Annotated in this window: 19 protein-coding genes; 12 read left to right on the forward strand and 7 right to left on the reverse strand. The window is 74.8% G+C overall.

Features of this window, described 5'->3' with window-relative positions:
* Positions 1–70 precede the first annotated feature (70 nt).
* Positions 71–2,278: a CDP-glycerol glycerophosphotransferase family protein gene (locus tag ACFCY1_RS04015; RefSeq protein ID WP_375873413.1), complete on the reverse strand. Its 2,208-nt coding sequence runs from the start codon at positions 2,276–2,278 to the stop codon at positions 71–73.
* Between the two features lie 890 nt (positions 2,279–3,168).
* On the opposite strand from ACFCY1_RS04015, the gene ACFCY1_RS04020 reads away from it, so the two are divergent.
* Positions 3,169–3,435, forward strand: coding sequence for a hypothetical protein (locus tag ACFCY1_RS04020; protein WP_049650625.1), 267 nt, complete (start codon positions 3,169–3,171; stop codon positions 3,433–3,435).
* 237 nt (positions 3,436–3,672) lie between these two features.
* The gene (locus ACFCY1_RS04025) at positions 3,673–4,134 is read left to right on the forward strand and encodes a YjbQ family protein (RefSeq protein ID WP_049650624.1); all 462 of its coding nucleotides are present in this window, start codon (positions 3,673–3,675) and stop codon (positions 4,132–4,134) included.
* An 81-nt stretch (positions 4,135–4,215) separates the two neighbouring features.
* Here ACFCY1_RS04025 and ACFCY1_RS04030 read toward each other — a convergent pair whose 3' ends face one another.
* Positions 4,216–4,770, reverse strand: coding sequence for a DUF1990 family protein (locus tag ACFCY1_RS04030; RefSeq protein WP_074004436.1), 555 nt, complete (start codon positions 4,768–4,770; stop codon positions 4,216–4,218).
* Between the two features lie 277 nt (positions 4,771–5,047).
* Between ACFCY1_RS04030 and ACFCY1_RS04035 the strand changes: the two genes are divergently transcribed.
* Positions 5,048–5,266, forward strand: a complete 219-nt coding sequence (locus tag ACFCY1_RS04035; RefSeq protein WP_049650622.1) for a hypothetical protein — start codon at positions 5,048–5,050, stop codon at positions 5,264–5,266.
* A 31-nt stretch (positions 5,267–5,297) separates the two neighbouring features.
* Here the strand turns inward: ACFCY1_RS04035 and ACFCY1_RS04040 are convergent, their stop codons facing one another.
* Both ACFCY1_RS04040 and ACFCY1_RS04045 read right to left on the reverse strand, forming a co-directional pair.
* Entirely contained in the window at positions 5,298–8,336 is a 3,039-nt protein-coding gene (locus ACFCY1_RS04040) for an AAA family ATPase (protein WP_375873414.1), read from the reverse strand.
* Complete coding sequence (locus ACFCY1_RS04045; protein ID WP_375873415.1) at positions 8,333–9,502, reverse strand: exonuclease SbcCD subunit D; 1,170 nt, start codon at positions 9,500–9,502, stop codon at positions 8,333–8,335. Before ACFCY1_RS04045 ends, ACFCY1_RS04040 begins: the two co-directional genes overlap by 4 nt.
* A gap of 250 nt (positions 9,503–9,752) precedes the next feature.
* On the opposite strand from ACFCY1_RS04045, the gene ACFCY1_RS04050 reads away from it, so the two are divergent.
* The 3 genes from ACFCY1_RS04050 to ACFCY1_RS04060 all read left to right on the forward strand — a co-directional run bounded on the left by ACFCY1_RS04050 (position 9,753) and on the right by ACFCY1_RS04060 (position 13,261).
* A complete protein-coding gene (locus ACFCY1_RS04050) occupies positions 9,753–10,928 on the forward strand; it encodes a hypothetical protein (protein ID WP_375873416.1) in 1,176 nt (391 codons plus the stop codon).
* A gap of 302 nt (positions 10,929–11,230) precedes the next feature.
* The gene (locus tag ACFCY1_RS04055) at positions 11,231–11,887 is read left to right on the forward strand and encodes an NUDIX domain-containing protein (protein ID WP_375873417.1); all 657 of its coding nucleotides are present in this window, start codon (positions 11,231–11,233) and stop codon (positions 11,885–11,887) included.
* A gap of 576 nt (positions 11,888–12,463) precedes the next feature.
* Positions 12,464–13,261 (forward strand): SGNH/GDSL hydrolase family protein, encoded by a 798-nt coding sequence (locus tag ACFCY1_RS04060; protein WP_074004280.1) that lies wholly within the window; start codon positions 12,464–12,466, stop codon positions 13,259–13,261.
* Between the two features lie 188 nt (positions 13,262–13,449).
* Here ACFCY1_RS04060 and ACFCY1_RS04065 read toward each other — a convergent pair whose 3' ends face one another.
* Entirely contained in the window at positions 13,450–14,400 is a 951-nt protein-coding gene (locus ACFCY1_RS04065) for a nitroreductase/quinone reductase family protein (RefSeq protein WP_375873418.1), read from the reverse strand.
* A gap of 340 nt (positions 14,401–14,740) precedes the next feature.
* On the opposite strand from ACFCY1_RS04065, the gene ACFCY1_RS04070 reads away from it, so the two are divergent.
* On the forward strand, positions 14,741–15,133 hold the full coding sequence (locus tag ACFCY1_RS04070; RefSeq protein WP_375873419.1) for a hypothetical protein: 393 nt from the start codon (positions 14,741–14,743) through the stop codon (positions 15,131–15,133).
* 109 nt (positions 15,134–15,242) lie between these two features.
* Here ACFCY1_RS04070 and ACFCY1_RS04075 read toward each other — a convergent pair whose 3' ends face one another.
* Positions 15,243–16,406, reverse strand: a complete 1,164-nt coding sequence (locus tag ACFCY1_RS04075) for a polysaccharide deacetylase family protein (RefSeq protein ID WP_375873498.1) — start codon at positions 16,404–16,406, stop codon at positions 15,243–15,245.
* Between the two features lie 211 nt (positions 16,407–16,617).
* A complete protein-coding gene (locus tag ACFCY1_RS04080) occupies positions 16,618–18,444 on the reverse strand; it encodes an AMP-dependent synthetase/ligase (protein ID WP_375873420.1) in 1,827 nt (608 codons plus the stop codon).
* 540 nt (positions 18,445–18,984) lie between these two features.
* Here ACFCY1_RS04080 and ACFCY1_RS04085 point away from each other — a divergent pair.
* From ACFCY1_RS04085 to ACFCY1_RS04105, 5 genes are all read left to right on the forward strand, one after another.
* Positions 18,985–22,032 (forward strand): nitrate- and nitrite sensing domain-containing protein, encoded by a 3,048-nt coding sequence (locus tag ACFCY1_RS04085; protein ID WP_375873421.1) that lies wholly within the window; start codon positions 18,985–18,987, stop codon positions 22,030–22,032.
* On the forward strand, positions 22,029–22,448 hold the full coding sequence (locus tag ACFCY1_RS04090; protein WP_049652175.1) for a roadblock/LC7 domain-containing protein: 420 nt from the start codon (positions 22,029–22,031) through the stop codon (positions 22,446–22,448). Before ACFCY1_RS04085 ends, ACFCY1_RS04090 begins: the two co-directional genes overlap by 4 nt.
* Positions 22,449–22,456: 8 nt before the next feature.
* Positions 22,457–23,059 carry a DUF742 domain-containing protein gene (locus ACFCY1_RS04095; protein ID WP_375873422.1) on the forward strand — a complete coding sequence of 201 codons (603 nt, stop codon included), beginning with the start codon at positions 22,457–22,459 and terminating at the stop codon, positions 23,057–23,059.
* Positions 23,040–23,714 carry an ATP/GTP-binding protein gene (locus ACFCY1_RS04100; protein ID WP_079272453.1) on the forward strand — a complete coding sequence of 225 codons (675 nt, stop codon included), beginning with the start codon at positions 23,040–23,042 and terminating at the stop codon, positions 23,712–23,714. Before ACFCY1_RS04095 ends, ACFCY1_RS04100 begins: the two co-directional genes overlap by 20 nt.
* 414 nt (positions 23,715–24,128) lie before the next feature.
* Positions 24,129–24,287 (forward strand): hypothetical protein, encoded by a 159-nt coding sequence (locus ACFCY1_RS04105; protein WP_375873423.1) that lies wholly within the window; start codon positions 24,129–24,131, stop codon positions 24,285–24,287.
* Positions 24,288–24,948: the final 661 nt, after the last annotated feature.

The following is a 24,948-nucleotide window of genomic DNA, read 5'->3' on the forward strand; positions in this document are numbered from 1 at the left end:
GGGGCCGGTCGCCGTACCGGCGGCGCCGGCCCCGTCCGGAGGTCCCGCGGACGCTCCCGCGCCGCTCCTCCTACTTCTCCTTCTCCACCGGGAACACCCGGCGCACCACCCGCTCCGCGGCCCCGCCGTCGTCCCAGACGCAGAACTTCGCCCGGAAGTCGGCCCGCGCCGCCGGCTCGGGGTCGCCCGCCAGTAGCGCCCGCGCCAGCCCGTCCGCGTCCACCGTGACCGCGCCCGGCGGCTCCGCGAACAGGTCGAAGTAGACGCCGCGTTCCCGCTGGTACTCCTCCCAGTCCGGGGCGAAGACCACCACCGGCCGGTCCAGCACCGCGTAGTCGAACATCATCGACGAGTAGTCCGTCACCAGCACGTCCGCCGCGAGGTAGAGGTCCTCGACGGTCGGGTGCGCCGAGACGTCCACGATCCGCGCCGACTCCGCACCGGCCGCCGTCAGGTCGCCCGGGCCGTCCGCGTGGAAGTAGTGGGTGCGCACCAGCAGCGTGAAGTCCGGGCCCAGCCGCCGGGCCAGCTCCGCCACGTCCAGCAGCGGCACGTAGCCGCCCTTGCTGCCGCGGTGGGTCGGCGCGTACAGCACCGCCCGGGTGTCCGGCCGCAGCCCGAGCAGCTCGCGCATCGCCCGGACCTCGTCCGAAGTGGCGTTCGCCAGCCGGTCGTTGCGCGGGTAGCCGGTGTCCAGCATCTCGTACCGGCCGGGGAAGGCGCGGGCGAAGTGCCCGCTGGTGTGCGGGTTGGGGGAGACCAGGAAGTCCCAGCGGTCGACGGCCTCCTGGAGCAGGTCGAAGTCCATCCCCTCGGCCGCCGCCGGATGGTCGCGCAGGTCCATGCCCATCGCCTTGAGCGGGGTGCCGTGCTGGGTCTGGACGTGCACCGTGCCCGCCCGCTTCGTCATGGTGCGGGGGAAGTTGACGTTGTTGACGAAGTACTTGGCGGTCGCCATCGCCCTGAGGTAGGCGGGGGTGTTGACGATCACGTACGGCACCCCGGGCGGCAGCGTGGCGGCCTGGGCGCGGTTCTCCACCACCCACACGCCCCGCACCCGCGGGGCGAGTTCCTTCGCCTTCTCGTAGATCGCCGCCGGGCTGCACGCGTAACCCCGGTGCCAGTAGGCGGCGTAGACCGCGAGGTGCTGGTCCAGCGGCAGCCGGCGGAACGCGTTGTACGCGGTGAACCGGGCGCCGCTGCGCATCCCCTTCTTCACCGCGGGCGCCACCGCCCGTGCCCCGCGCTTGAGTTCGCGCGGCAGTCGACCGGTGCGGCGCAGCTCGGCGTACGCGATCCGGGCGCCGCGGGCGGCCAGCCGGTACTGCACGCCGCGCACCCCGCCGGGGAAGCGGTAGCTGGCCGGGCGGTGGCGGTCGAAGTGCCGGGCGATCCGCTGGAAGAAGTCCTTGCGCAGGTCGGTGGGGACCAGCCCGGGGGTGTCGTAGACGTTCAGGGCCTGGCGGACGGTCCGGTCGAAGACGAGGGTGCGCAGCGAGTCCGGGACGGGCCGGCCGGGGCGGTCCGGGCGGTCCAGGAACGCGAAGATCGCGTCGTACTGGGCGAACACGTCGGCGTGCTTGGGGGAGGCGGTGGCGGTGATCGCACCGTCCCGGCCGCGCCGGTAGAAGTAGCAGGGGCGGTCCAGGTAGCGCAGCCGCTCGGCGGCCAGCAGCGCCGGGTAGGTGACCGAGATGTCCTCGTAGTAGCCGCGGCCGAAGGAGACGCCGAGGCCGTCCAGGAACGCGCGGCGGAACAGCTTGTTCCACACCGACATCACGGTCTGGAACAGCGCCGGGTGCTCGGCCAGGGTGCAGCCCTCGACCAGCGGGGAGTCGGCCAGCACGTGGCGCCAGGGGTTGGGCTCCGTCCCGCCGTCCGGGTAGACGTGGGTGAAGCCGGTGAGCAGCACGTCGGCGGGGGTCTCCCGGAGACGCTCCCGCGCCAGCTCGTCCAGCAGCGTGCCGACCGTCCCCTCGGGCGCCCAGTCGTCGCTGTCCACGAACCAGACGTACTCGCCGCGGGCCTGCGGCAGGGCGGCGGTGCGGGCGCCGCCGAGGCCCTGGTTCTCGGTGAGGTGCAGCACCCGCAGCCGGCTGTCGCGGGCCGCGTAGGCGTCCAGGATCGCGCCGGAGCCGTCGGGGGAGAGGTCGTCGACCGCGATCACCTCGAAACGGGTCTCGGCGGCGGGGACGTCGCCGAGGATCGAGTCGAGGCAGCGCGGGAGGTACCGCTCCACGCCGTGGACCGGGAGCACGATGCTGAGGAGGAGGGACACGCTGGCCGAGTGTACCGATCCACCGGGCGCGACCTGCGCGGACGTCCGGTGCGGGCCTTCCGGGGCCCTGCGGCCCTTGGGGGGCCTGGGCGGCGGTGGCGGCGGCGCGGCTGTGGCGGGGGCTGTGGGGTGTCCGGGAAGGGTGTCCGTGAAAGCCGTCCGTGGCGGACAAGCCGTCCGTGGCGGACCCGGAACCGCCGGTGCCGGGCCCCTCGCGGGGCGGCACCGGCAGTCAGGTGGCGATCCGGCCGACCCTCGACGGCCGACCGCCGGTCCGGGCACCGCGCGAGCCTGGCCACCGCAGCGTCGAGGCGGCCGGGCAGTGGCTCGCGGGAGCCGGAGTTCTTCATCACTCGAACACACGCTTGAGTGCGGTGCGGGCACTGGCGTGTGCATCCGATATTGCTTGGAGGTTCGGCGGGAGTCAATCCCTCGAATGTGTTCACTTCCTGAAGTCGGTCGGTCACGGCGTCATCGGGGTCCGCGCTCGGGCGGTCATGCCCGGGCGGGCCGTGCCCGATGGGCCGGTCGGTGATCGCTTTGTCGATGTGGCGGCTGTCCCCTTAATAGGGAGACGCGGGCGGGGAGCGGTCGGTGCGGGCGGTCGGTGCCGGCGGTGCGTGGGCGGGGTGCCGCCGGGGCGCCGCTGTGCGCCGGGCGCGCGTCATGCGCAGGGTTGCCGCACTCGCGCCCGCCCGCCCTGGTGACGGATGGCCGGTCGTGCACCATCATTGATGCCTAGTCGTGACCGGCCGGGCGGCCCCTGGTGCTTCGTCAGTTGACGCCGCACGATACGGTGGCACAACACCAAGGACGGTTGCGCGAAGGCCGTCCTTCACGGATAGTCTTCGCCTCACGGCCCTGGCGCCTCGTAGGGGTGGGAAAAACTGATGGAACACATGCAAGTGCGGACTCGGCCCCGCGTGCCGGCGATCCAGTGCGGTGTCGGCACGACCGGCCGCCGGATCGACCGACACCTGGCCGTGCTCGGCGCGCCCGCACTCCCGGCGGTGGACACCGCCGAGGCGCTCGGGTTGATAAGGGAGCTCACGCCGCGCGGCGCCGAGGCCCCGACGACCCGTCGTCGCCACACCAGGATCTCGCTGCTGACGCCGCTGCGTCGGCTGCGGCGGAGCCTTTTCGGCGGGCGCGGCTAGTCCGACCGGTGCGGCACGGGTCCCTCCCCGCCGCCCGGTCGGAACCGACCCGGTGGACCGTCCGGTCCGCCGGGTCTTCAGTGTGTCCGGACGGCGTCCGGGCGGTGCCCGGGGGAGCGTCGCGGCCGTCCGGGGTGATGTGGTCTGAACCTTTCAGCCTATGCGAGTTTGCCCGCCCGGCACGGCCAGACGGCGAGGGAGTACGCCCGGCCCGCTGACCTGGGACAGGATGGCGCCATGGCGGACAACAACCACTCCACCCAGACCGGCTCGTTCCCGACCACCACCTTCCAGAGCAGCACCTTCGAGATCACCACCGGCTCCCGCGAGGTCGCGCTCGACATCACCGACCGCTGCGTCGAGTTCCTCGACGAACGGGCCACCGGGCGCGACGGCCTGCTCAACATCTTCGTCCCGCACGCCACCGCGGGGATCGCGGTACTGGAGACCGGTTCGGGCAGTGACGACGACTTCCTCGCCACCCTGCGCGACCTGCTCCCGGCCGACGACCGCTGGCGCCACCGGCACGGCAGCCCGGGCCACGGCCGGGACCACGTGGTGCCCGGACTGGTCGCCCCGCACGCGACCCTGCCGGTGCTCGGCGGTCAACTGGCCCTCGGCGTCTGGCAGTCGGTGGTCCTGGTCGACACCAACGGGGACAACCCGCGCCGGACCGTCCGGCTGTCCTTCCTCGGCTGACGCGCGGGAACGGCGGGCGCTCCGGCGGGCGGCGGTCCCGCGGGTGACGGTCCCGCGGGTGGCCTCGGCGGACCCAGTGGCTCAGCGGACGTGCGCGGCCACCGCGGCGAGGTAGCGCTCGATCGCCAGGTGCTGGCAGAGCAGGGCCACCGGCCGGCCGAGCCTGGCGTACCAGGCGGACAGCCGGGAGAACGCGGTGACCTCGAACCACACCTCGCCGCCTGCGTCCATCGACACCAGGAACGCCTCCTCGCCGCACTCCGGGTGCCCGGGGAGGGTGCCGTACCCGAAGCCGATCCGGTCCGGCTCCTCCACCGTCCACACCACCCGGCAGGGGATCACCAGCCGGGGCCACCGGCTCCCCGGCAGGTTCAGCCGCAGCAGCACCGTCCCGCCCTCCCGGGCCGGGCCGGCCGGGTGCACCGCGAAGCCGGTGCCCAACTGGCTGCCCCAGCCGAGCACGTAGCGCCCGGCCCGCTCCAGCACCTCCGGCCCGTGCCCCAGGTGGACCCGCCGCCGCAGGTGGGCGTAGCCGTCCGGGAGCCGCCCGCCCCCGTCCCGGGTGGCACCCACCTCGGGGTACGACGGGGTGGTGGCGCGGGCGGCGAGCAGGCGTCGGTGCAGGTCGGTGGGCATGCCGGCCACGGTAACCGCCGGGTGGGAGGGGGCCGTCGGCGGGGCGGGGTCGTACCTCTGGCGGGCTTCAGCGGACAGGTTCCAGCGGACAGGTTTCAGCGAACGAACGTCAGCGAACGAACGTCAGCGAACAGAGTTCAGCCGACAGCTTTCAGCGAACGTTTTCTGAAATCTGTTCGCTGCTGGCGAGGCGGGGCGGAGGGAGAGAGGGGCGGGCGGCGGCCCGGTCACCTGCGGCGTGTTGCGGCAGGGCGGCGGCGCGGAGTAGGAAGTCGGTATGAGTGACACCGGTACGAACCAGGAAGCGGGCGTCTGCGAACTCGCGCCCGACGGCGGAGCGGAGGCGGCGCTGCGGCACGACCCGCGGGCGGCCGGGCCGCGCGCCGACTGCGTCCTGTGCGGCGAGCCGACCGAACTGCCCGCCGACCAGCCGGGCAGCACCCTCTGCCCGGTGTGCGCCTGGCAGCAGGCGCAGCGGATCGCCTGCTCGGGCTGAACCTCCGAACCCGGGTCCGGAGGTTCAGGCCCTACGCGTCCTCCCGCCCGGCCAGCGCCAGGGTCGAGCCGTGCCGCCCCTTGCGGACCAGCAACTGGGCGGGGATGCGGCTGCGCAGGTCGGCGACGTGGCTGACGATGCCGACCGCGCGGTCCCGCTCGCGCAGTCCGTCCAGGACGTCCATGACCTCCTCCAGGGCGTGCTCGTCGAGGGTGCCGAAGCCCTCGTCGATGAAGAGGGTGTCCAGCGGCATGCCGCCCGCCTCGTCGGTGACCACGTCGGCCAGGCCCAGGGCGAGGGAGAGCGAGGCGAAGAAGCTCTCGCCGCCGGAGAGGGTCGCGGTGTCCCGCTCGGTGCCCGTCCAGGCGTCGACCACCCGCAGGGCCAGGCCCGAGCGCTTGGTCCCGGTGCCCCGGTCGTCGCTGTGCACCAGGGTGTAGCGCCCGCCGGACATCCGGACCAGCCGGTCGCTGGCCGCCGCCGCGACCTGCTCCAGCCGGGCCGCCAGGACGTACGACTCCAGGCGCATCCGCAGCCGGTTGTCGGCCGAGGTGCCGGCCGCGAGCGCGGCGAGCCGGTTGATCCGCCCGTACCTGTCCAGCGCCGGGGCCAGTTCGGCGGCGAGCCCGGTCAGCTGCCGCCCGATCGCGGCCAGCGCCCCGCAGCGCTCTCGGGCGGCCGCGTGGGCGGCGTGCGCCCGGCCGAGCCGGTCGGTCGCGGTGCCGAGCGCGGCCGCCACGGCGGGCAGGTCCACCGGCGGACGGACCGCGGCCTCGGCCAGCTCCGGCAGCGCCAGCTCGCGGCGGACGGCGGCGGTCTCCGCGCGGTGCCGCTCCAGCCGGGCCTCCAGCCGCTCGCGCTCCTCGCGCGGCAGCAGCACCGCCAGCGCCGCCGCGGCGTCCGGGAAGCCCGCCGCGGTGGCGGCCTTGCCCAGCTCCTCCTCGGCCTCGCCGAGCCGGGCCGCCGCCTCCGCGTACGCCCGGGCGGCGACCGCAGCCGCGGCGACCGCCTCGGTGAGTCGGGTGAGGGCCGTGGCCCGGTCGGCGACCGAGGCCGCCTCGCCCCGGGCGGCCGCCACCCGGGCGGTCAGCGCCCGCTGCTCGGTGTCGAGCGCCAGCAGCCGGTCGGAGAGGACGGCCGCGCGCTCCTTGGCCTCGTGCAGCTCGTCGACCCGGCGGGCACGGTCCTGCGACAGCCGGGCGATCTCCTGCTCGACCCGGCCGAGCGCCTCCGCCGCGTGCCGCGCCTCGCGGTGCTCGCGCTCCAGCCCGGCGAGGGCCTGCGCGAGCGCCTCCGTACCGTCCGGCCCGGCCGCGCCGGACGCGGTGGCCTCGCGCACCCGCAGCGCGGTGAGCGCCTGGTCGGCCTCCGTCCAGACCTGCTCGGCGGCGGCCTGCGCCCGGCGCGCCCGCTCCTCGTCCTCGGCGCCGACCCGGCTGCCGGGCGCGGCCTCGGCGGGCGCCGGGTGCTCGGGTGAGCCGCAGACCCGGCAGGCCTGGCCCGCCCGCAGCTGCTCGGCCAGCTCGGCGGCCATGCCGCTGAGCCGGCGGTCCCGCAGGTCCAGGCTGTGCTCGCGGGCGTCCAGCGCGGCGGTGCGCAGAGCGGCCACCCGGGGCTCCGCCGCGGCGATCTCGGCGCGCAGGCCGTCGCGCTCCCGGGCCGCGCCCAGGCGGACGGTCAACTCGGCCCGCTGCCCGTCCAGTTGCTCGACCCGGGAGGTCGCCGACCGGGCCTCGGTGTGCTGCTGCTCCAGACGGGCCAGCCCGTCCTCGAACTCGGCGAGCCAGTCCTCGGCCTCCTCGGCCAGCTCCTCGGCGGCTCGCCGGTCCTCCGTCAGGGAGCGCTGCTCGCGGGTGAGTTCGGCGCAGCGCCGCTCCTCCGCCCTGGCCGCCTCCAGCCGGACCACCTCGGCCCGCAGCCGCAGCTCGGCCTCGGCCAGCCCGGTGGTGTCCGCCCCGGCGAGCTCCCGGCCCTCGCCACCGGAGCCGGCCAGCGCCTCGCGGTGCCGGCGCTCCGCCAGCCGGGCGCGACCGAGGGCCTCGGCCGCGCTCTCCCGCAGCCGCAGCGCCGACTCCACCCCGACGGCCTCCTGCGCGGCGGCCAGCCGCTGCCGGTCCGCGGCCGCGGCGGGCTCGAAGCCGGCCAGCCGCTCGGCCAGGCCCACTGCCTCCCGGTGCCGGCGCTGGCGGCCGGCCAGCTCCTCGGCGGCCTCGCGCCGCTCCTGGGCGGCGCGCTGGGCCGCCCCGGCGCCCGCGAGCGCGGCCTCGGCGACGGCGAGCTGCTCGGCCGCGCCGCTGCGCAGGACCGCCGCCCAGCCCAGCACCCCGGCGGCCAGACCGGCGGCGTCGTCCTCGGCCGGCACCCAGCCCGCGGCGGGCTCGGCGTCCGGACCGGCCGCCTGCTCGGCCTTGCTGGCGAGGTCCCGCAGCCGCCGCCGGCCGGCCTGGACGGCGGCCTCCTGGCCGCGCCGCTGCTCGGCCAGCCAGGCCTCCACGTACTGGAACCGCTCGGTGTCGAACAGCCGCCGCAGCAGCTTGCCGCGCTCCTCCGAGTCGGCCTTGAGGAAGCGGGCGAAGTCGCCCTGCGGCAGCAGCACCACCTGGCAGAACTGCTCCCGGTTCATGCCGACCAGCCGGTGGATCTCCTCCCCGGCCTCCTGGTGCGACTTGCTGAGCCCCCGCCAGCCGGGCGTGCCGTCGCCCGTGTCGGCGACCCACTCGCGCAGCAGGGTCTGCGCCCGCTCCACGGTGGTGCCGGTGCCGACCTTCTTCGGCCGGCGCTGCTCCGGCAGCCGGGTGACCTGGAGCCGCCGCCCGCCGAGGGTCAGCTCCAGCTCCACCGAGGTCAGCCGCTTCGGGTCGGCGTGGTCGCTGCGCAGCCGGTTGGCCCGGCGCGCGCCCGGCGTCTCGCCGTACAGGGCGAAGCAGACCGCGTCCAGCACGCTGGTCTTGCCCGCGCCCGTGGCGCCGCGCAGCAGGAACAGCCCGCCGGCGGCGAGCGCGTCGAAGTCCACCGTCTCGCTGCCCGCGAACGGGCCGAAAGCGGTGACGGTGAGCTTGTGCAGCCTCATCGGGGCAGGTCCGCCTTCCGGTCGGTGGTCTCCCGGACGTGCTCGAAGCCCTCGCGCAGCCAGCCGAGCTCGTCCGGCTCCGGCTCGGCACCGGGGCGGACGTGCCGCAGGAAGCCCTCCGCGATCTCCAGGTCCCCGCGGCCGCTGACCCGCGCCGCGTACGACTGCGAGGGCTCGGCCTCGCTCCGCTCGGGGTCGAACAGCAGCTGGAGGGTGTGCGGGAAGCGGCGGCGCAACCGCTCCATCGGCTCGCTCGGCCGGGCCGCGTCGGTGAGCGTGGCCTGCACCCAGGACTGCTCGTGCTCGGCGTACCCCTCCTCGGTGAGCAGCGCGTCGAGGGTGCCGCGCAGCGTCGCCAGCCGGCGCGGCTCGGGGCAGGGGACGCGCTCGGCCGTCACCGAGCCGTCGGCGGCCAGGTCGACCAGCCACATGGTCTTGCGCTGCTTCACCTCGGAGAAGGAGTAGGCGAGCGGGGAGCCGCTGTAGCGCAGGTGCGGGGCGAGCGTCTGGCAGCCGTGCAGGTGGCCGAGCGCCGCGTAGTGCACCCCGTCGAAGACCGACGCGGGTACGGAGGCGACGCCGCCGACCGCGATGTCCCGTTCGCTGTCGCTCGGCGCGCCGCCGGTGACGAAGGCGTGCGCCAGCACCACCGCCCGGGTGCCGGACGGGCGCGCCGCGAGATCCGCCCGGACCTGGTCCATCGCGGCGCCGAGCACCGCGGCGTGCCCGCCCTTCGCCAGCCCGAACCGCTCGCGGACCAGTGTCGGCTCCAGGTAGGGGAGCCCGTACACCGCCACCGGGCCGTGTACGTCCGCCAGCAGGACGGGCTCGGCGCAGTCGCCCGGGTCGGTCCGCAGGTGGATGCCGGCCCGCCCGATCAGCCCCGCCCCGACGCCGAGGCGGCGGGCCGAGTCGTGGTTGCCGCTGATGAAGACCGTCGGCACCCCGAGGTCCGCCAGCCGGTGCAGCACGTCGTCGAACAGCGCGACCGCTTCCAGCCCGGGCAGCGCCCGGTCGTACACGTCCCCCGCGACCAGCACGGCGTCCACGCCCTCGGACCGGACCACTTCCACCAGGTGGTCCAGGAAGGCGCGCTGGGCGTCGTGCAGGCTCTCCCGGTGGAACGAGCGCCCGAGATGCCAGTCGGAGGTATGCAGCAGTCGCATGGTCCCCGACCCTAACGCGCAGCACTGACAATCCCGCCCGGCCCAGTGGAAACCACACACCCCGGGAGTCCCGGGGGTCCCGGGGGACGGCGGGCCGCGGGTGCCGTGCGGTGCCGGGGAGGGTGGCGCTGAGCTTGTTCGATTACTTGGGGTGAATTGTCAGTGGCTCTGTGTATGTTCCTCGGCGTCGGCCACCCCCGGTCGGGGCGGCCGACGAGGTCCGGAGTCGGGCGAGCGAGAAGGAGGACCCATGACTGTCGTGCGGGAGTCGGTGTGCGAGGCGCTGGGCGCTGCGGCGGGGCGTCCGTCGCGGGGGCGGCGGCGGGTGCTGGTGATGGCCGGGCGGAGGCCGGGCGGCGGTGTCGGCGGGGTGTCGGCCGCCGGGCCCGGCGGGGCGGCGCCGCCCGGGGGCGGCCGGCCGCCGGGGGCCCGTGCGGGAGGGGACGGTGCGCGGGCGGTCGGGCTCGGCGGGCGGGTCCGGGGCGCGCCGCCGCCCCAGCCGGTGGCGGTGGCCCTGGCCGTCGACGCCGGGGACTTCGCCGGGCTGGCGCGGTACGGGCTGTTCGGCGGGCTCGGGCACCAGGCCTACCTGCGGCGGGCGGAGGAGCAGCTCACGGCCCTGCACCGGCAGGGGCTGGAGGTGCACCTGCGGGTCCTGGAGGCGGGCGACTTCGAGGACTACTGCGAGGCGCTCGGCCTCGATCCCCGGATGCCCGCCGCCCGGGTCGCCTACGCGGGCGATCCCGAGCTGGCGGGGGAGCCGTTCGTCTACGCGGGGGAGCGGCTGGCCGAGCTGCTCCCGGTGCTGCTGGACGACCACCGGGCGCGGGTGCGGATGTCCGTGGCCTGCGCGGCCCTGCTGGACGCCGTCGGCGAGGACCCGGACGGGCAGTTCCGGATGGCGGCCGTGATGCGGTACGTGACGTCCGTCTACCTGGCCCTCGCCGAGGGCGCGGGGGAGGGGTGTCACCTGCTGACGCTGCGCTGCCACGGCCCGGAGGACGGCGAGGAGCTCACCTCGGCGGTGGACGTCTGCGTGGAGGAGGGGCGGCTGCACCCGGCCGGGCGGGACGCCGAGGCGTTCTGCGTCACGCTCGCGGCGGGCGTCGCCCTGGGCGGGGAGGGGGCGTTGCTGCTGCACGGCGATCCGTCGGCGGGTGTCCGGGCCGCCGGTCAGGCCGACGGCCGGTCCGCCCCGGCCAGGGGTCCGGCCTCCCCGGCCGACGACGCCGGGCTCCGGCCGCCGGTGCTCGGCTGGGCGTTGACCGGCGGGCGGCTGCGGCCGATGACGGCGCACGAGGTGTTCGACGAGCTGGCCGACGACGCCGCGCGTGGGATGCCGTTCCCGCCCGGGGTGGACCCTCGGCCCGGGTTCCCGCTGCCCGGCTTCCGGGGTGTCGGGGAAGGGGGTGGGCCGCTGGGGTGATCGGGGGGCTCGCCGCCTCCGCGTTCACCGCGTTCGCCGCCTCCGCGTCCACCATGCGGCGCTGGGGACTGTTCATCGACCGCCTGTTCGGGGAAGATTCGGAGAAGATCAACAGCAGGAGCGTGCGGTGCCCCACGCCGCCGCTCCGGCCGCTCCGTACCGCGCCCTGCAGGTCCTCCCCGCGCACCGCCGGTCCGGCGAAGCCCGACAGCGAGAGGGGGACGGATGAGCGAGCGGAGCGAGCTCGGTGCCAGGGGGTGCGCAGGGGCGAGCACCCCCGCCGAGCGCCGCGGGGCGAGAGCATGAGCCCGATCGAGTACAGCGCGGAGATCGCCGAACTGCTCGGGAAGGTGCGGCGGCGTCCCACCGCGGGCTGGCCGTGGCGGCCGGGCGAGCAGGTGCCGGAGGGGCTGCCGGTCAAGCAGTCCTGGGGGTGGCTGTTCGCACCGGACGGGCGGGTGCTGACGCTGGTGAACCCCAGGGACGGGATCTGCTCGCTGCCCGGCGGGTCGCTGGAGCCGGAGGACGGCGGTGATCCGGCGGCCGCCCTGGCCCGGGAGGCCGCCGAGGAGGCGCAGGCCGTGATCGGCCGGCCGTACTACCTCGGCTACCTCTACGACCGGGTCGGTTCGGCGAACGGCGGGCACGAGTGCGCGCGGGTCCGGATGGCGGCGGCGCTGCGGGCGGTCGGCCCGAGCGTGGCCGACCCGGCCTCGGGGCGGCACTACCGGCGGCTGCTGGTCGCGCCGGGCCTCGCCGTCGAGCTGCTCGGCTGGGGCGCGCCCGGGCTGCGCCAGGCCCGGGTGGCGGTCGCCACCGCGGCGCGCTGGCTCGGCGTGCCCGCGGCCGCGAACGAGGCGATCGAGGAGCTGCCGGTCGAGGGCTGCACGGTCTCCCCGGGCGCCGTCTACCCGGGTGCCGTGCACCTCGGTGGTGGCCGCCCCGGCGTGCACGGCTGACCACGCGCGTCGCCGTACTCCTGCGCGACCTCCCGGCGGGGTGCTCTGATGCGCCGCCCTGGCGTGGTGTCCCGCCGTGCTGCCTTGACGCGCTGCCTTGACGCGCTGCCACATCGCGCGGCACGTACGGAAGGCGCGGCAGGCGCGGTCATGGCGGACGTCAACCGTCAGCCGCACGCGTCCGATCAGCCGCACGGGTCCGATCAGGCTCACCGGTGAATTTTCACCAGTTCCGCCGATGCCCTGTTTCGCCCACCTTCTGACGTGCCTTGAGGTGTTCCGTCAGCCCCCCCTGCATCCCTCGGCACCCGCTTCGAATCTGACTCGGCGGTAGCCGGGCGGCGGCCCCCCGCTTACCGTGCACAGAACTTCCGCAAGTTGCCGGTCTACGCGCGCTGCGCTACGCGCGTCACCGCGTACCCCCGCTGACCTGGGCGAAATCCCGGATTGTCGGCGGCAATTCATCTCCGGGCTGTCGGACGGCCCGTCAATATCCTTGGCATGACCGCTTCCGGGTTTGGCTACCGCCTGGTATCACTTCTGTGACCCTCGCCACGCCACCCCACTGGAGATGCGATGATCCGCCCTGCCCGTGCCCTGTCCATCGCCGCCGTAGCGGCAGGCCTCACCATGACGACGCTCTTCGCCGCGTCGTCCGCGAACGCCGCCGGTGTCAACTACGTGGCCCTCGGGGACTCGTACTCCTCCGGCGTCGGTGCCGGCAGCTACCTGAGCGACAGCGGCAGCTGCAAGCGCAGCACCAACGCGTACGCGTACCTCTGGAAGAACGCGCACGCGCCGTCCTCCTTCAAGTTCGTGGCCTGTTCGGGCGCCAAGACCGGTGACATCCTCAACAGCCAGATCTCCGCCCTGGACGCCAGCACCACGCTGGTCAGCATCTCGGTCGGCGGCAACGACGCCGGTTTCGCCGACACCATGCAGACCTGTGTCCTCGGTTCGGAGTCCGACTGCGTCAACGCCGTCAACACCGCCAAGAACTACGCCACCACCACCCTTCCCGGCCAGCTGGACAAGGTGTACTCGGCGATCAAGTCGAAGTCCCCCAACGCCCACGTCGTGGTGATGGGCTACCCGCACATCTACAAGATCGGCGGCAGCTGCATCTTCGGCATCGGCGACACGGCGCGCGCCGCCATCAACAGTGCCGCCGACACCCTGGACGGCGTCCTCGCCAAGCGGGCCGCCAACGCCGGCTTCGCCTTCGGCGACGTCCGCAACGTCTTCACCGAGCACGAGATCTGCGGCTCGCTGACCACCTGGCTGAACAGCGCCACCCTGCCGGTCGACGAGAGCTACCACCCGAAGGCGGCCGGCCAGTCCGGCGGCTACCTGCCGGTGTTCTCGGCCTCCTGAGGACGGTAGGCCGTAAGGGCCGTAGGAGCCGGATCGGCCCGCAGTGGTCGTCGTGGCGGACCGCAGTAGCGAACCGTTTTGGCGGACCGTCGTCACGGACGGGCTCCGACGGGCACCGTCCCGTCATGGGGCATGCCGGTGCCGCCGCCCCCTCCCACGTTTCGGGAGGGGGCGGCGGCACCGCCGTTTCAGCGGCCGTTCGGCACCGATCCGTTCGGCGCGGGCCTGCCCTGGGCCGGTCCGGTCGGCGGGAAGGGGATGCCGGCGAGGACCGGCAGGAGTTCCGCCTCCTCGAAGTCGAGGTGCGCCTCCAGTTCGGCGGACATCCGGTCCAGCTCCGTACGGAGCCGCTCCGGCTCGGTGACCGCGATCCCGGCCAGCAGGGCCACCAATTCCTCCTTGATCCGCCCGATGGCCCGGTGCTGCTCGTCGAGCCGTGCCAGGACGTCGGCCAGCTCCGGGTGGCTGCGCGCGAGGGCGGGGAACACGGCGGTGTCCTCGCCGGTGTGGTGGTGCGTCAGCCCGTCGCAGAAGGCCAGGCAGTGCTGGCGCAGCTGCAGCCCGAGCGGGGCCGGTCGGCCCGGGATGTGGGCGTGCGCTTCCTCCCGTACGTGGCGCAGCTGTGCGCGCAGCCAGGTGTGCGCCTCCAGCAGCTTGTCGGCGAGGCTGCGCACCACCGGGGCGGGACTGTCGGAGGGCGGCTCGGGTCGTTCCAGGACGACGACCGGCAACTCCCGGTCGGTGTGCGCCTGGTAGTCGCCGTAGCCCGGAGCCTGCCGGACGACGGCGGCGAACAGCCGTTCCCGGCGGTCGCCTTCGGCGGGCACGGCGACGGTGTCGAAGGCCTCGACGCCGGATCCTGCGCTGTCGAAGGCCTCGGCGCCGATCTCGACCCGGACCACCGGGTGGGCGAGGAGGTTGCGGTACCACTGGGGGTGTTCCGGTGCCCCGGCGGCCGAGGCGACGACCAGGAGCAGCCCCTCCGCCCGGACGTACCCGAGCGGCACGGTGTGCGGCCGCCCGGAGCGTGCCCCGGTGGTGGTCAGCAACAGCAGGTCGCCGCCCTCGAACGGGCCGCGGACCCGCCCGCCGTTGGCGCGGAACTCCTCGATGACGTTCTGGTTGAAGGACATGGGCATGCGTGTGTGGTGGATCTCCAGAGAGGAAAGGGGAAGTCGCGGTCACCTGCTGTGCCGAGTGCCGAGTGCCGGAACCGGTGATACGGCTGGTCGCGCGTCCGTTGACGTCCGTCACGGGGCACGGTTCGCGCACGCGGGCAGCGCGGTGACCGCCCGGCGTCAGATCAGGGAAGCGGAGAGAGTGCTCATCGCGCATCGTCCCTTCGGAAAGGTGCTCGCTCGGCTGTCGGCCGGCCCACTACTCTGTGGCCGACGCCGCGCTGCACGCCCCCATTAGAGCCAGGCCGCGGACGCGCTGTCAACGAGAACGATCGCCGCCGGAGAGGAACCGGAAGCTGCCGTGGAACGTGTGGTGGACCTCGACGACGCCGCCGCGCGGATCGCCGCCCGGGCCCCGGGGTGGCGTGCGGCCCGGCTGACGGTGGGTCCGCTCACCTGGCGTGATCGGCTCGCCCCGTGGCCGCAGCCGCTGGAGACGGACCGTGCCCGGGTCGTCGATCCGGACTCGGTCGGCCTGCGGCTGGCAGACCCGCTGACCGGTGCGGTACTGGAGGTGGTGCTCTTCCGCGGGGGCTGGGCGGACGTGTCCTACCTGGCCGCCGGCTGGGAGGAGAAGCTGGTCACGGCGGGGGAGCACGAGTCGGGCGGTGCGATCCCGGCCCAGGACATCACCTCCGCGGCCGACTTCGAAGCGCGCCTGACCGGATGGACGGGAGACGTCTTCGGCGGCTGAGCGCCGGAGCGGCTGAGCGCCGGAGCGCGGGAGCGCCCGAGCGAACGGCGACGCGCCGCCGCCCCCCTCGGAGGCGGCGACGCGTCCGTCAGGCCCGGACGGGTGCCCGTCAGCGGAGGTAGTCGACCAGGCCGGCCGGCTTGAGCCCGGCGGCGTCGGCGGCGGCGAGGGCGCGCTGGAGGTCGGAGGCGAGGGTGTCGGTCCAGTGCATCAGGACGACGTCGCCCGGCTGCAGCAGGCCCGGGTGCCAGATGTTGGCGGCGCCCCAGCTGAAGTCCGCGTCGGCGGTGAGCACGGTGCGGATGCCGCAGTTGGCGGCGGCCTGCAGGGTGTCGGCGTTCCAGGTGAAGTACGGCGGGCGGAAGAACGTCGGCGTGGTGCCGAAGATGCGGGTCATGGAGTCACGGGCGTCGCAGATCTCGACCTGCTGCCGTTCCAGCGGGAGCGTGCTGAGGTCGGTGTGGGAGACGCTGTGGTCCTGGACCGAGGAGCCGGGTACGGCGGTGACCCGCCGGAAGAAGCCCGGGTCGGTGGCGGCCGGCATCGGCAGCGGGAAGGCGGTGATCGGCAGCCGGTGGTCGGCGATGAAGCGTTCCGCCTCGGGGGTGCGCTGCCAGCCGTCGTCCACGGTGAAGAAGACGACCTTGTCGTTGGTGGGGACGGAGCCGGCGGCGACGGCCGGGGCGGGCGCGGGGCCGTCCACCCGGACGTCGTCCACGGAGAACGGGCCCTGCTGGTACCAGCCGTGGACGTACAGCCGGATGCTGCGCGCGTTCGGGCCGGTGGTGAACCGGGTGCTCAGTCGCTGCCAGCCGCCGCCGGTGGTCTCCGTCCAGGCGGGTGCGACGTCCTTGCCGGTGCCGGTGGCGCCCAGGTAGACGAAGTTGCCGCGCACCCAGGCGGAGGCCGTGTAGGTGGTGTTGGGCTGGACCGCGACGGTCTGCGCGCACTCCCCGGTGGAGTCGGCGTTCGCGGGGGTGACGGTCAGCGCGGAGGCGCCGGTGTGCGGGGCGTTGGCGGTGACGGCCGCTTCGGCCGGTCCGCCGGTGCAGCTCCAGCCGGGGATGCTGCCCCAGTCGGCGAGGTCGGGGGAGGGCAGTTCGAAGCCGGGGTTGGTGGCGAGGTTGACGGTCGGTGCGGCCTGGGCGCTCGGACCGCCGGCCGGGGCGGCGTCGGCCGAGGCCGCCGGTGCGGCGAGGCCGGTGAGCAGGGCGACCGAGGCGGCCAGCGCGGACAGGCGTGTGGACGGGCGCGCGGACAGGCGTGTGGACATCGACACGTGAGGACTCCAGCAGGTGGGGGTACGCCCGTGGGGAGGGCGTGAGCGGAATCGGACCGTGGAACTCTGGATCGTCGCAACAATGGACTAGACCAATAAGGCCGTCAAGGGAACGGCGGATGAACCAATTCGCCGCTGCGCGGTCATCACGCCTGTGGCACAAGGGACAAGACGGTACGTCAAGGACCAGACGGACAGCCCCGGTTCAGGGCAGGTACAACTCCTCGATGTCCGTCGCGTAGTGCTCGGCGATCGCCGCCCGCCGCAGCTTGAGCGAGGGCGTCAGCAGCCCCTGCTCCTGGCTGAACTCCCGTGGCAGCAGCCGGAACGCGCGGATCGACTCGGCCCGCGAGACGGCCGTGTTCGCGGCCGCCACCGCACGCTGGACCTCCACGTGCAGCTCCTCGTCCGCGAGCACCGTCCACGGGTCCGCCTGCTCCCGCCCGTGGGTCTTCAGCCAGTGCGCCAGGGCGGCCGGGTCGAGCGTGATCAGTGCGGCCACGTACGGGCGGTCGTCGCCCACCACCAGGCACTGGGAGACCAGCGGGTGCGCCTCGACCCGTTCCTCCAGGGCCGCCGGGGCCAGGTTCTTGCCGCTGCTGGTGACGATCAGGTCCTTCTTGCGGCCGGTGATGCTGAGGTAGCCGTCCTCGTCCAGCCGGCCCAGGTCGCCGGTCGCGAACCACCCGTCGACCAGGGACTCGGCGGTGCACCGCGGATGGTTGAGGTAGCCGCCGAAGACCGAGCCGCCGCGCACCCACACCTCGCCGTCGTCGGCGATCGCCACCGAGGCCCCCGGCACCGGCTGTCCGACCGTGCCGAGCTTCTGCCGGCCGGCCGGGTTGGCGGTGATCGCGGCGGTGGTCTCGGTCAGCCCGTAGCCCTCGTACAGCTGGAGGCCGGCGCCGGTGAAGAACAGGCCCAGCTCGCGCCGGAGCGTGGAGCCGCCGCACATCACGCTGCGCACCCGGCCGCCGAGCACCGCCCGCAGCCTCGGGTAGACGGTCCGCTCGTACGCGAGGTGGCGCAGCCGCAGGGCCGCGCCCGGTCCGGGACCGCGGCCGAAGGCCTTCTGCTCCCGGGCGGCGGCCCAGTCGACGGCCACCTGCCGGGCCTGCTCGAAGAGTTCGCCGCGCCCGGCGTCCTCGGCGGCCCGCCGGGCCTGCTGGAAGATCTTCTCGAAGACGTACGGGACGGCGTGCAGGAAGGTCGGGCGGAAGGTCTCCAGCGCGGGCAGCAGCGCGTCGGTGGAGACCTCGGGGATGTGCCCGATCCGGAAGCCGCCGCGGATCGCCGCGATCTGCACGGCCCGCCCGTAGACGTGCGCGAGCGGCAGGAACAGCAGGGTGGCGGGGCGGCCGCCGCCGGTGTCGCGCAGGACGTCCCCCCAGCCGGCGAGCAGGGCGTCCGCCTCGGCGGCCAGGTTGGCGTGGGTGATCAGGCAGCCCTTGGGGCGGCCGGTGGTGCCCGAGGTGTAGACGACCGTGGCGATGTTCCCGGCGGCGACGCCGAGGCGCTGGCGGTGCACCAGGGAGTCCGGCACGCCGAGGCCGTCCTCGGTGATCGCGGCGACGCAGTCGCGGTCCAGTTGCCAGATGCCGGTGAGGTCGGGCAGCGCGTCGCAGACCGCGCCGACGGTCATCGCGGCGTCCTCGTCCTCGACCAGGCAGGCCACCGCCTGGGTCTCGGCGAGGATCCAGCGCACCTGTTCGGGGGAGGCGGTGGGGTAGACCGGCACGGTGATCGCGCCGATCGACCAGAGTGCGTAGTCGAACAGCGTCCACTCGTAGCGGGTGCGGGACATCAGGGCGACCCGGTCGCCGTAGCGCACGCCGTGGGTGAGCAGACCCTTGGCCAGGGCGAGCACCTGGTCCCGGAACTCCCGGGCGGTGACGTCCTGCCACTGCCCGTCCTCGGTCCGCCGGGACAGTTGGACCAGGTCGGGGGTGCGCCCGGCGGTGTCGTAGAGGGAGTCGGCGAGTCCTCCGGAGGCCTCGGGCACGGCCGGGGCGGGGGTGGTGAACTCGCGCACAGTCCTCCCCAGTTCGGTGCCGGTAGTACGGGGTGGGCCGAAACTATCGGATCACCCTGTCACTGCCCAGGGTTGTGGCGGTGACACGACGAGATCGGCACCGGCCTCCTCCGGTGGTGTCGTCCCCGGGGAGGTGCGGAGGAGGAACCGCCGAGGGTGCGGGGGCCTCGTGTCAATCCCGCATTTCCGGGCACGGGCGGACATTCCGGACGCGAAGCGGGGGAGGGGGAGGCCGGTTTCTGACGTGTGCGGGACGAGACCGGTCGGTGGACCGGTTCGCCCCTCGAACGAGTGGTGAGGGCGTAGTAGAGTCTCGCAGACCTGTGGCCGGAAACCCCTCCTCCGACCTTGCCCTCGGCACCCTCCATGCCGTCCCGCGCCACCCCCCGTACCAGCCCCGTACCAGCACCGACCCGGCTCCGCCTCGGCCCCGATCCGGCCCTGAACCGGCGCCTCGACACCATCCCTCCACCGCTCCCGCCGTTCCTACCGTTCCCATCGCTCCCCGTCCGCGCCTGGCACTTCCCGACCGAGGACTCCATGCGTCTGCGCAGCAGCTCGATCCGCGCGAAGATCATCGCGCTGCTCCTGGTGCCCATCGTCGCGCTCGCCGCGCTGTGGGCCTACGCGACGATCGCCACCACCGGGGACGTCTGGAACCAGCTCGGGATCAGCCGTACGTACAAGGAGTTCGCGGGCCCGGTCGACCAGTACACCGGGGACCTGCAGAACGAGCGCCGCGCCGCCGTCCAGCGCCTGGCCGACCCGCGCTCGCCGGCCGCCAGGGACGGCTACGAGCGGGCCAAGGCCGCCACCGACCGCAGCCTGGACGTGCTGCGGCAGAAGAAGGACACCTCCGCGGGCAAGCTCTCCGCCCCGCAGCGCGGCCGCTTCGTGCAGATCGTCGCCGCCGCCGACCAGCTCGGACCGCTCCGCGCCCAGGTCGGCCGCTCCGCGCTGAACTGGGAGTTCGCGCTGGGCCAGTACAGCGACCTGGTCAAGCCGGTGTTCGGCTTCCGGTCCGCCTACGTCGCCCGGCAGAGCGGCCAACTCCCGCGTCAGGGCACCATCCTGATCGAGCTGGTGCGCGCCCGCGAGTACCTGTCGCAGGAGGACGCGGCGATGGAGGGCCTGCGCACCGGCGTCGCCAAGCCCACCGCCGAGCAGTACCAGGTCGCGCTGGACGCCCTGCACAACCAGCAGGCGCTGTTCACCGTCTACGTCGCCGAACTCGACCCCGCCGACCAGTCCGACTACGTCGCGCTGCGCGGTGGCGAGGCCTGGGGCGCGCTGGCCCGCGCCGAGGCGGACTTCGTCGGCGCCGGCGGCCCCGAGCGGGTGGTCCAGGCGCTCAACAGCGACTCCTGGCGGGTGACCGCCGACCGGGCGCTCGGCGACCTCGCCTCGATCAACAGCCGGATCTCCGCCGGGCTGGACGAGCGCGCGCGGTCCGCCTCGATGGGACTGCTGTGGCGCGGTGGCATCGCCGGCGCCATCGGCCTGGTCGCCGTGGTGCTGTCGATCATGATCTCGTTCCGGATCGGCCGCGGCCTCGCCCGCCAGCTGATCGGCCTGCGCAACGCGGCCCACGAGCTGGCCGGCACCCGGCTGCCGTCCGTCATGCTGCGGCTGCGCCGCGGCGAGCCGGTGGACGTGGCCACCGAGGCCCCCGAGCTGCACTTCGGGGACGCCGAGATCGGCCAGGTCGGCCAGGCCTTCAACGCGGTGCAACGCGCCGCCGTCGAGGCCGCCGTCGAGCAGGCCGAACTGCGGCGCGGGGTCTCGGCGGTGTTCGTCAACCTGGCCCGGCGCAGCCAGGTGCTACTGCACCGCCAGCTCACCCTGCTCGACACCATGGAGCGCCGCACCGAGGACCCGGCGGAGCTGGAGGACCTCTTCAAGGTCGACCACCTCACCACCCGCATGCGACGGCACGCCGAGGGCCTGATCATCCTGGCCGGCGGCTCGCCCGGGCGCGCCTGGCGCAAGCCGGTCCGGATGGTGGACGTGGTCCGGGCGGCGGTCGGCGAGGTCGAGGACTACGCCCGGGTGATCGTCCGGCCGTTCCCCGGCACCGGCCTGCTCGGCAGCGCCGTCGCGGACGTCACCCACCTGGTCGCCGAACTCGTCGAGAACGCCGCCGTGTTCTCCCCGCCGAGCACCCAGGTCACCGTCCAGGGCGAGGTGGTGGCGCACGGCTTCGCGCTGGAGATCGACGACCGCGGCCTCGGGCTGAGCGAGCAGCTGCTCGCCGAGATCAACGAACGCCTCGCCGTGGAGCAGGAGTTCGACCTCGCCGACACCGACCGGCTGGGCCTGTTCGTGGTCAGCCGGCTGGCCCGCCGGCACGGCATCCGGGTGCACCTGCGGCCGTCGCCGTACGGCGGGACGACGGCGGTGGTGCTGATCCCGCGCGAGCTGCTCGCGGAGGCGCCGGACGGGCGGCCGGAGCCGGGCACGGCCGGGCAACGGCCCGCGGCGGGCGGCCGGCGCGGGCAGCGGGACCTGGTCGCGGTGCCCGGGTCGGGTGGTGCTTCCCCGTCGGCGGCTCCGTCGGCACGCCCGTCGGCTCCCTCGTCGGCGTCCGCGGTCGGTTCCGCCGGTGCCGGTGGTGACGCGGACGGCAGGCACCGCGGGGCGACGGGAGGGCCGCGGCCCTCCGCGCCGGACGCGGGCCGGACGGCGGGCGGACTGCCGCGCCGGGTCTCGCGCGGCAAGGGCGGGCCGGTGCTGGTCCCCGCGCCCGCGGCGGACACCGAGGACGCGCCGGGGCCGGGGCGGCACCGGCGGGAGGACGTCGTGGTGGCCGCGGCCGAGGCGGCCGTCGCGGCTGCCGAGGCCGGCGGAGCTACCGGGGTCATCGGAGCTGCCGGGGCCAGTGGAGTCGGCGGCTCCGTCGGGCGGACCGACCCGGTCGCGGTTCCGCCCGCGGGTGCCGCTCCCCGGACGGCGGGCGGCCTGCCCCGGCGGGTCCGGCAGGCGAACCTGGCGCCGCAGCTCAGGGAGCAGCTCACGGAACAGCTGAAGGAACGGTTCCGCAACGGAGCCGGTACCGGAGCCGACGGCGGGGCCGGAGGCGCGTCGGCCGGCGACGGATCGGCCGGAGGCACCCAGGACGGCGGGGAGGCCCGGGAGGTCCGGGAACGCTCCCCCGAGGAGGCCAGGGCCACCTTCGCCTCCTTCCAGCGCGGCTTCACCCGGGGGCGAGGGGCCACGGCCCCGGCGGACCGTACGGTCGGCTCCCCGGGCCGCCCCGGTGCGCCGACGGACCGGACCGGCGCTCCGTTGACGGATCGTCCCGGCACACCCGACGATCGTGCCGTGCGGGGGACCGGACGGCCCACCGCCGTACCGGCCTGGCAGCCGCCCGACCGGTCCCGGCGGGCGATCGCCCCGGCGCCCGCCCCGGCGGCGCTGCCCGCGCCGCGGGACACCGGCCGGGCGCCGCTCGTCCGGCGGGTACCGCCCGGGCAGCCGGTCCGCCGGACCCCGGACACCGCCGTACCCGCACCACCCGCTTCATCCGCACTACCTGCACCACCCGCTCCACACGCACCACCCGCTCCAGCGGAAGGAACTGATTCATGACCACGTCGATGCAGTCGTCAGGGGACCTCAACTGGCTCCTGGACGACCTGGTGGGGCGCGTCGCGGCCCTGCGGCACGCGGTGATCCTCTCCAACGACGGCCTGGCCACCGGCGCCTCCCGCGACCTCGACCGCGAGGACGCCGAGCACCTGGCCGCCGTCGCCGCCGGGTTCCACAGCCTGGCGAAGGGCGCCGGCGGGCACTTCAAGGTCGGCGGCGTCCGGCAGACCATGGTGGAGCTGGACGAGGCCTTCCTGTTCATCACGGCCGCCGGCGACGGCAGCTGCCTGGCCGTGCTGAGCGAGGCCGAGGCGGACATCGGCCAGATCGCGTACGAGATGGCGCTGCTGGTCAAGCGGGTCGGCGAGCACATGGCCGCCGAGCCGCGCACCGAAACCGCCCCGCCGGTGAGATGAGCGGTCCGATGGCGGATCCGAAGGCGGATGAGCCGGACGGCCCGGAGACGCCGGACGGCCCCCAGGTGCCGGTGGGTACGGCCGGGCCGTCCGGCACCGGCGGTTCCTCCGGCGTCGGCGGTCCGTCGGGCACCGGCGGTTCGAACGCCGTCGGCCGCCAGGACGGCCAGGACGGCGAGGTCGACCCGGACGGGCCCGACGTCGACCTGTTCCGGCCGCGCACCCCGGTCGACGACCGCTGGTTCGACGACGAGGCCGGCCCGGTGGTGCGGCTCTACTCGATGACCCGCGGCCGCACCCGGCCGGTCGAGGAGGGGCTGTTCGACCTGATCTCGCTGGTCACCGCCGTCGATCCCGGGCCGGTCGCGGGGGCCGTGCCCGCGCACGTCCTCGACCCGGAGCACCAGACGCTGCTCACCCTGTGCCGCCGCGAGCCGCTCTCCGTCGCCGAGCTCGGCTCCTACACCGACCTGCCGGTCAGCGTGGTGCGGGTGCTGCTCGGCGACCTCTACGACGCCGAGCTGATCAGCGTCACCCGACCCGTTCCGCTCGCCGAGCTGCCGGACGAGCGCCTGCTGCGAGACGTGATCAATGGACTCCGTGCGCTCTGACCCCCGCCCCCGCCCGGAGGGCACCGTGCCCGATCCGGACGGCACCGCGTCCCACCCGGCGAACGCCAACGACCCGCGCTGGCGCGGCGGTCCGGCCGTCGCGGTGAAGATCCTGGTCGCGGGCGGCTTCGGCGCGGGCAAGACCACGCTGGTCGGATCGGTCAGCGAGATCCGGCCGTTGCGGACCGAGGAGGAGCTCAGCGAGCTGGGCCGCCCGGTCGACGACACCTCGGGGGTGGAGGCGAAGCGCACCACCACCGTCGCGATGGACTTCGGCCGGATCGATCTGCGGCCGGGCCTCGCGCTCTACCTGTTCGGCACGCCCGGGCAGGACCGGTTCTGGTTCGTCTGGGACGAGTTGGCCCGCGGCGCGCTCGGCGCTCTGGTGCTCGCGGACACCCGGCGGCTGGCCGACTGCTTCCCGTCGGTGGACTTCTTCGAGCAGCGCGGCATCCCGTTCCTGGTCGCGGTGAACTGCTTCGAGGGCACCGAGCGGTTCTCTCCGGACGAGGTCCGCGAGGCACTCGACCTCGACCCGGACATCCCGGTGGTGCTCTGCGACGCGCGGCTGCGGCAGGACGGCAAGGACCTGCTCGTCGCGCTGGTCGAGCACGCCGCCGCCGGCCGGCACCGCCGCGCCCCGGTCGGCGCCTGAGGGCGGCTCGGCCCCGGCCGGACCCGGCTCGGTCCGGTCGGAGCAGGTCCAGCTCCGGCCGGGGTCGGCCCGCGCTCCGGCTCGACAACGGGTGAAGGACGGCTGGGCGACCGCCGTACGACGGGTGTGCGAAGAGTCGGCAGGTCAGCGCGCCGACCTGCCCCTTCCGCCCGCCGTCTCATTCCACCGTCCGCATCGTGGACGATCAGTGCGCCGAAGGTTGCCTAGACCGGCCCGGCCGTGGAAGGCTCTGTGGACGAAGGCCGCCCGGCCATGCCGTCGGGGGCGCCGGAAACGCCCCGTTCGTACGGGCGTTGCAACCGGCGGACGGCCTTCGACGAACCGGCGAGGCATCGTCGGCGGGCACCGTCAACGGTGCGCCGCCGTGTGGAGAACGAGGGGGAGGGCAGCAGGATGACCGTCGGCCGACGACGCATCACCACCGCCGTGCCCGGCTCCCCGCTGCCCGGTGCCCCCATGCCCGGCGTCGCCGTGACCGGTGCCGCCGATCCGGCGCTCACCGTCCGCCGCTACATCGACCACGCGCTGATCTGCAGCGCGTGTTGTCGCTGACCGGCCTGACCTTCCCGACCTTCCCGGTACGTCCCCGGCGCTGACGGCCCACCCGGCCCTCTCGGTCCACCGTCCGACGCACCGCCGAAACCCGTCGACCAGGCCGTAGCGGACCGCCCGTCCGGCGTGCCCGCGGCCGACCAACCGGACCCGCCCAGCGGAGAGACCACCAGTGAACATCGTCTGCCCCAGCACCACCCCCGGCATCGTCGGCCGTACCCGAACGGCCGGGTCGGCCCCCGCGATGCGCGCGGGTGGACGGACCGGACGGTGGAACCGGTGCGGGAGCCGCGCCGTGGACAGCCGGCGGGGTCGCCTCGACCTCGAGCCGTTCTGGCCGTCCCGGCAGCCGCACCTGTTCGATCAGACGTGTCCCGGCTCGCCCAGTGCGTCCCGGCCCTCCGCCCGCTGATCCGGTTCGTTCCGGTCCAGCCCAGGCAGTACGCCCGGTCGACGCGCAGACGACTCCACCCCGTCCGTCACGCGCGAAATGAGCGGCACACCATGTCTTCTTCCTCCACGGCCACCCTGTCCCTGCCCACCGCGACCCCGCACCTGCGCGCGGTCCGCTCCGTCCCGCCGGTCTCCTCCGTCCCCGCCACCGCGCCGGTCGGTCCCGGCGCGGCCGGGGCCGCGGGACCGTCCGTCCCCCCGGCGTCGC

Source organism: Kitasatospora sp. NPDC056273, assembly GCF_042268845.1.
Classification (GTDB): domain Bacteria; phylum Actinomycetota; class Actinomycetes; order Streptomycetales; family Streptomycetaceae; genus Kitasatospora.

What these genes read in the sequence shown, in the direction of transcription:
- ACFCY1_RS04020 (WP_049650625.1), top strand. Translation starts at nt 3,169, where the DNA reads ATGGAACACATGCAAGTGCGGACTCGGCCCCGCGTGCCGGCGATCCAG.
- ACFCY1_RS04025 (WP_049650624.1), top strand. Translation starts at nt 3,673, where the DNA reads ATGGCGGACAACAACCACTCCACCCAGACCGGCTCGTTCCCGACCACC.
- ACFCY1_RS04030 (WP_074004436.1), bottom strand. Translation starts at nt 4,770, where the DNA reads ATGCCCACCGACCTGCACCGACGCCTGCTCGCCGCCCGCGCCACCACC.
- ACFCY1_RS04035 (WP_049650622.1), top strand. Translation starts at nt 5,048, where the DNA reads ATGAGTGACACCGGTACGAACCAGGAAGCGGGCGTCTGCGAACTCGCG.
- ACFCY1_RS04040 (WP_375873414.1), bottom strand. Translation starts at nt 8,336, where the DNA reads ATGAGGCTGCACAAGCTCACCGTCACCGCTTTCGGCCCGTTCGCGGGC.
- ACFCY1_RS04045 (WP_375873415.1), bottom strand. Translation starts at nt 9,502, where the DNA reads ATGCGACTGCTGCATACCTCCGACTGGCATCTCGGGCGCTCGTTCCAC.
- ACFCY1_RS04050 (WP_375873416.1), top strand. Translation starts at nt 9,753, where the DNA reads ATGACTGTCGTGCGGGAGTCGGTGTGCGAGGCGCTGGGCGCTGCGGCG.
- ACFCY1_RS04055 (WP_375873417.1), top strand. Translation starts at nt 11,231, where the DNA reads ATGAGCCCGATCGAGTACAGCGCGGAGATCGCCGAACTGCTCGGGAAG.
- ACFCY1_RS04060 (WP_074004280.1), top strand. Translation starts at nt 12,464, where the DNA reads ATGATCCGCCCTGCCCGTGCCCTGTCCATCGCCGCCGTAGCGGCAGGC.
- ACFCY1_RS04065 (WP_375873418.1), bottom strand. Translation starts at nt 14,400, where the DNA reads ATGCCCATGTCCTTCAACCAGAACGTCATCGAGGAGTTCCGCGCCAAC.
- ACFCY1_RS04075 (WP_375873498.1), bottom strand. Translation starts at nt 16,406, where the DNA reads ATGTCCACACGCCTGTCCGCGCGCCCGTCCACACGCCTGTCCGCGCTG.
- ACFCY1_RS04085 (WP_375873421.1), top strand. Translation starts at nt 18,985, where the DNA reads ATGCGTCTGCGCAGCAGCTCGATCCGCGCGAAGATCATCGCGCTGCTC.
- ACFCY1_RS04090 (WP_049652175.1), top strand. Translation starts at nt 22,029, where the DNA reads ATGACCACGTCGATGCAGTCGTCAGGGGACCTCAACTGGCTCCTGGAC.
- ACFCY1_RS04095 (WP_375873422.1), top strand. Translation starts at nt 22,457, where the DNA reads ATGGCGGATCCGAAGGCGGATGAGCCGGACGGCCCGGAGACGCCGGAC.
- ACFCY1_RS04100 (WP_079272453.1), top strand. Translation starts at nt 23,040, where the DNA reads ATGGACTCCGTGCGCTCTGACCCCCGCCCCCGCCCGGAGGGCACCGTG.
- ACFCY1_RS04105 (WP_375873423.1), top strand. Translation starts at nt 24,129, where the DNA reads ATGACCGTCGGCCGACGACGCATCACCACCGCCGTGCCCGGCTCCCCG.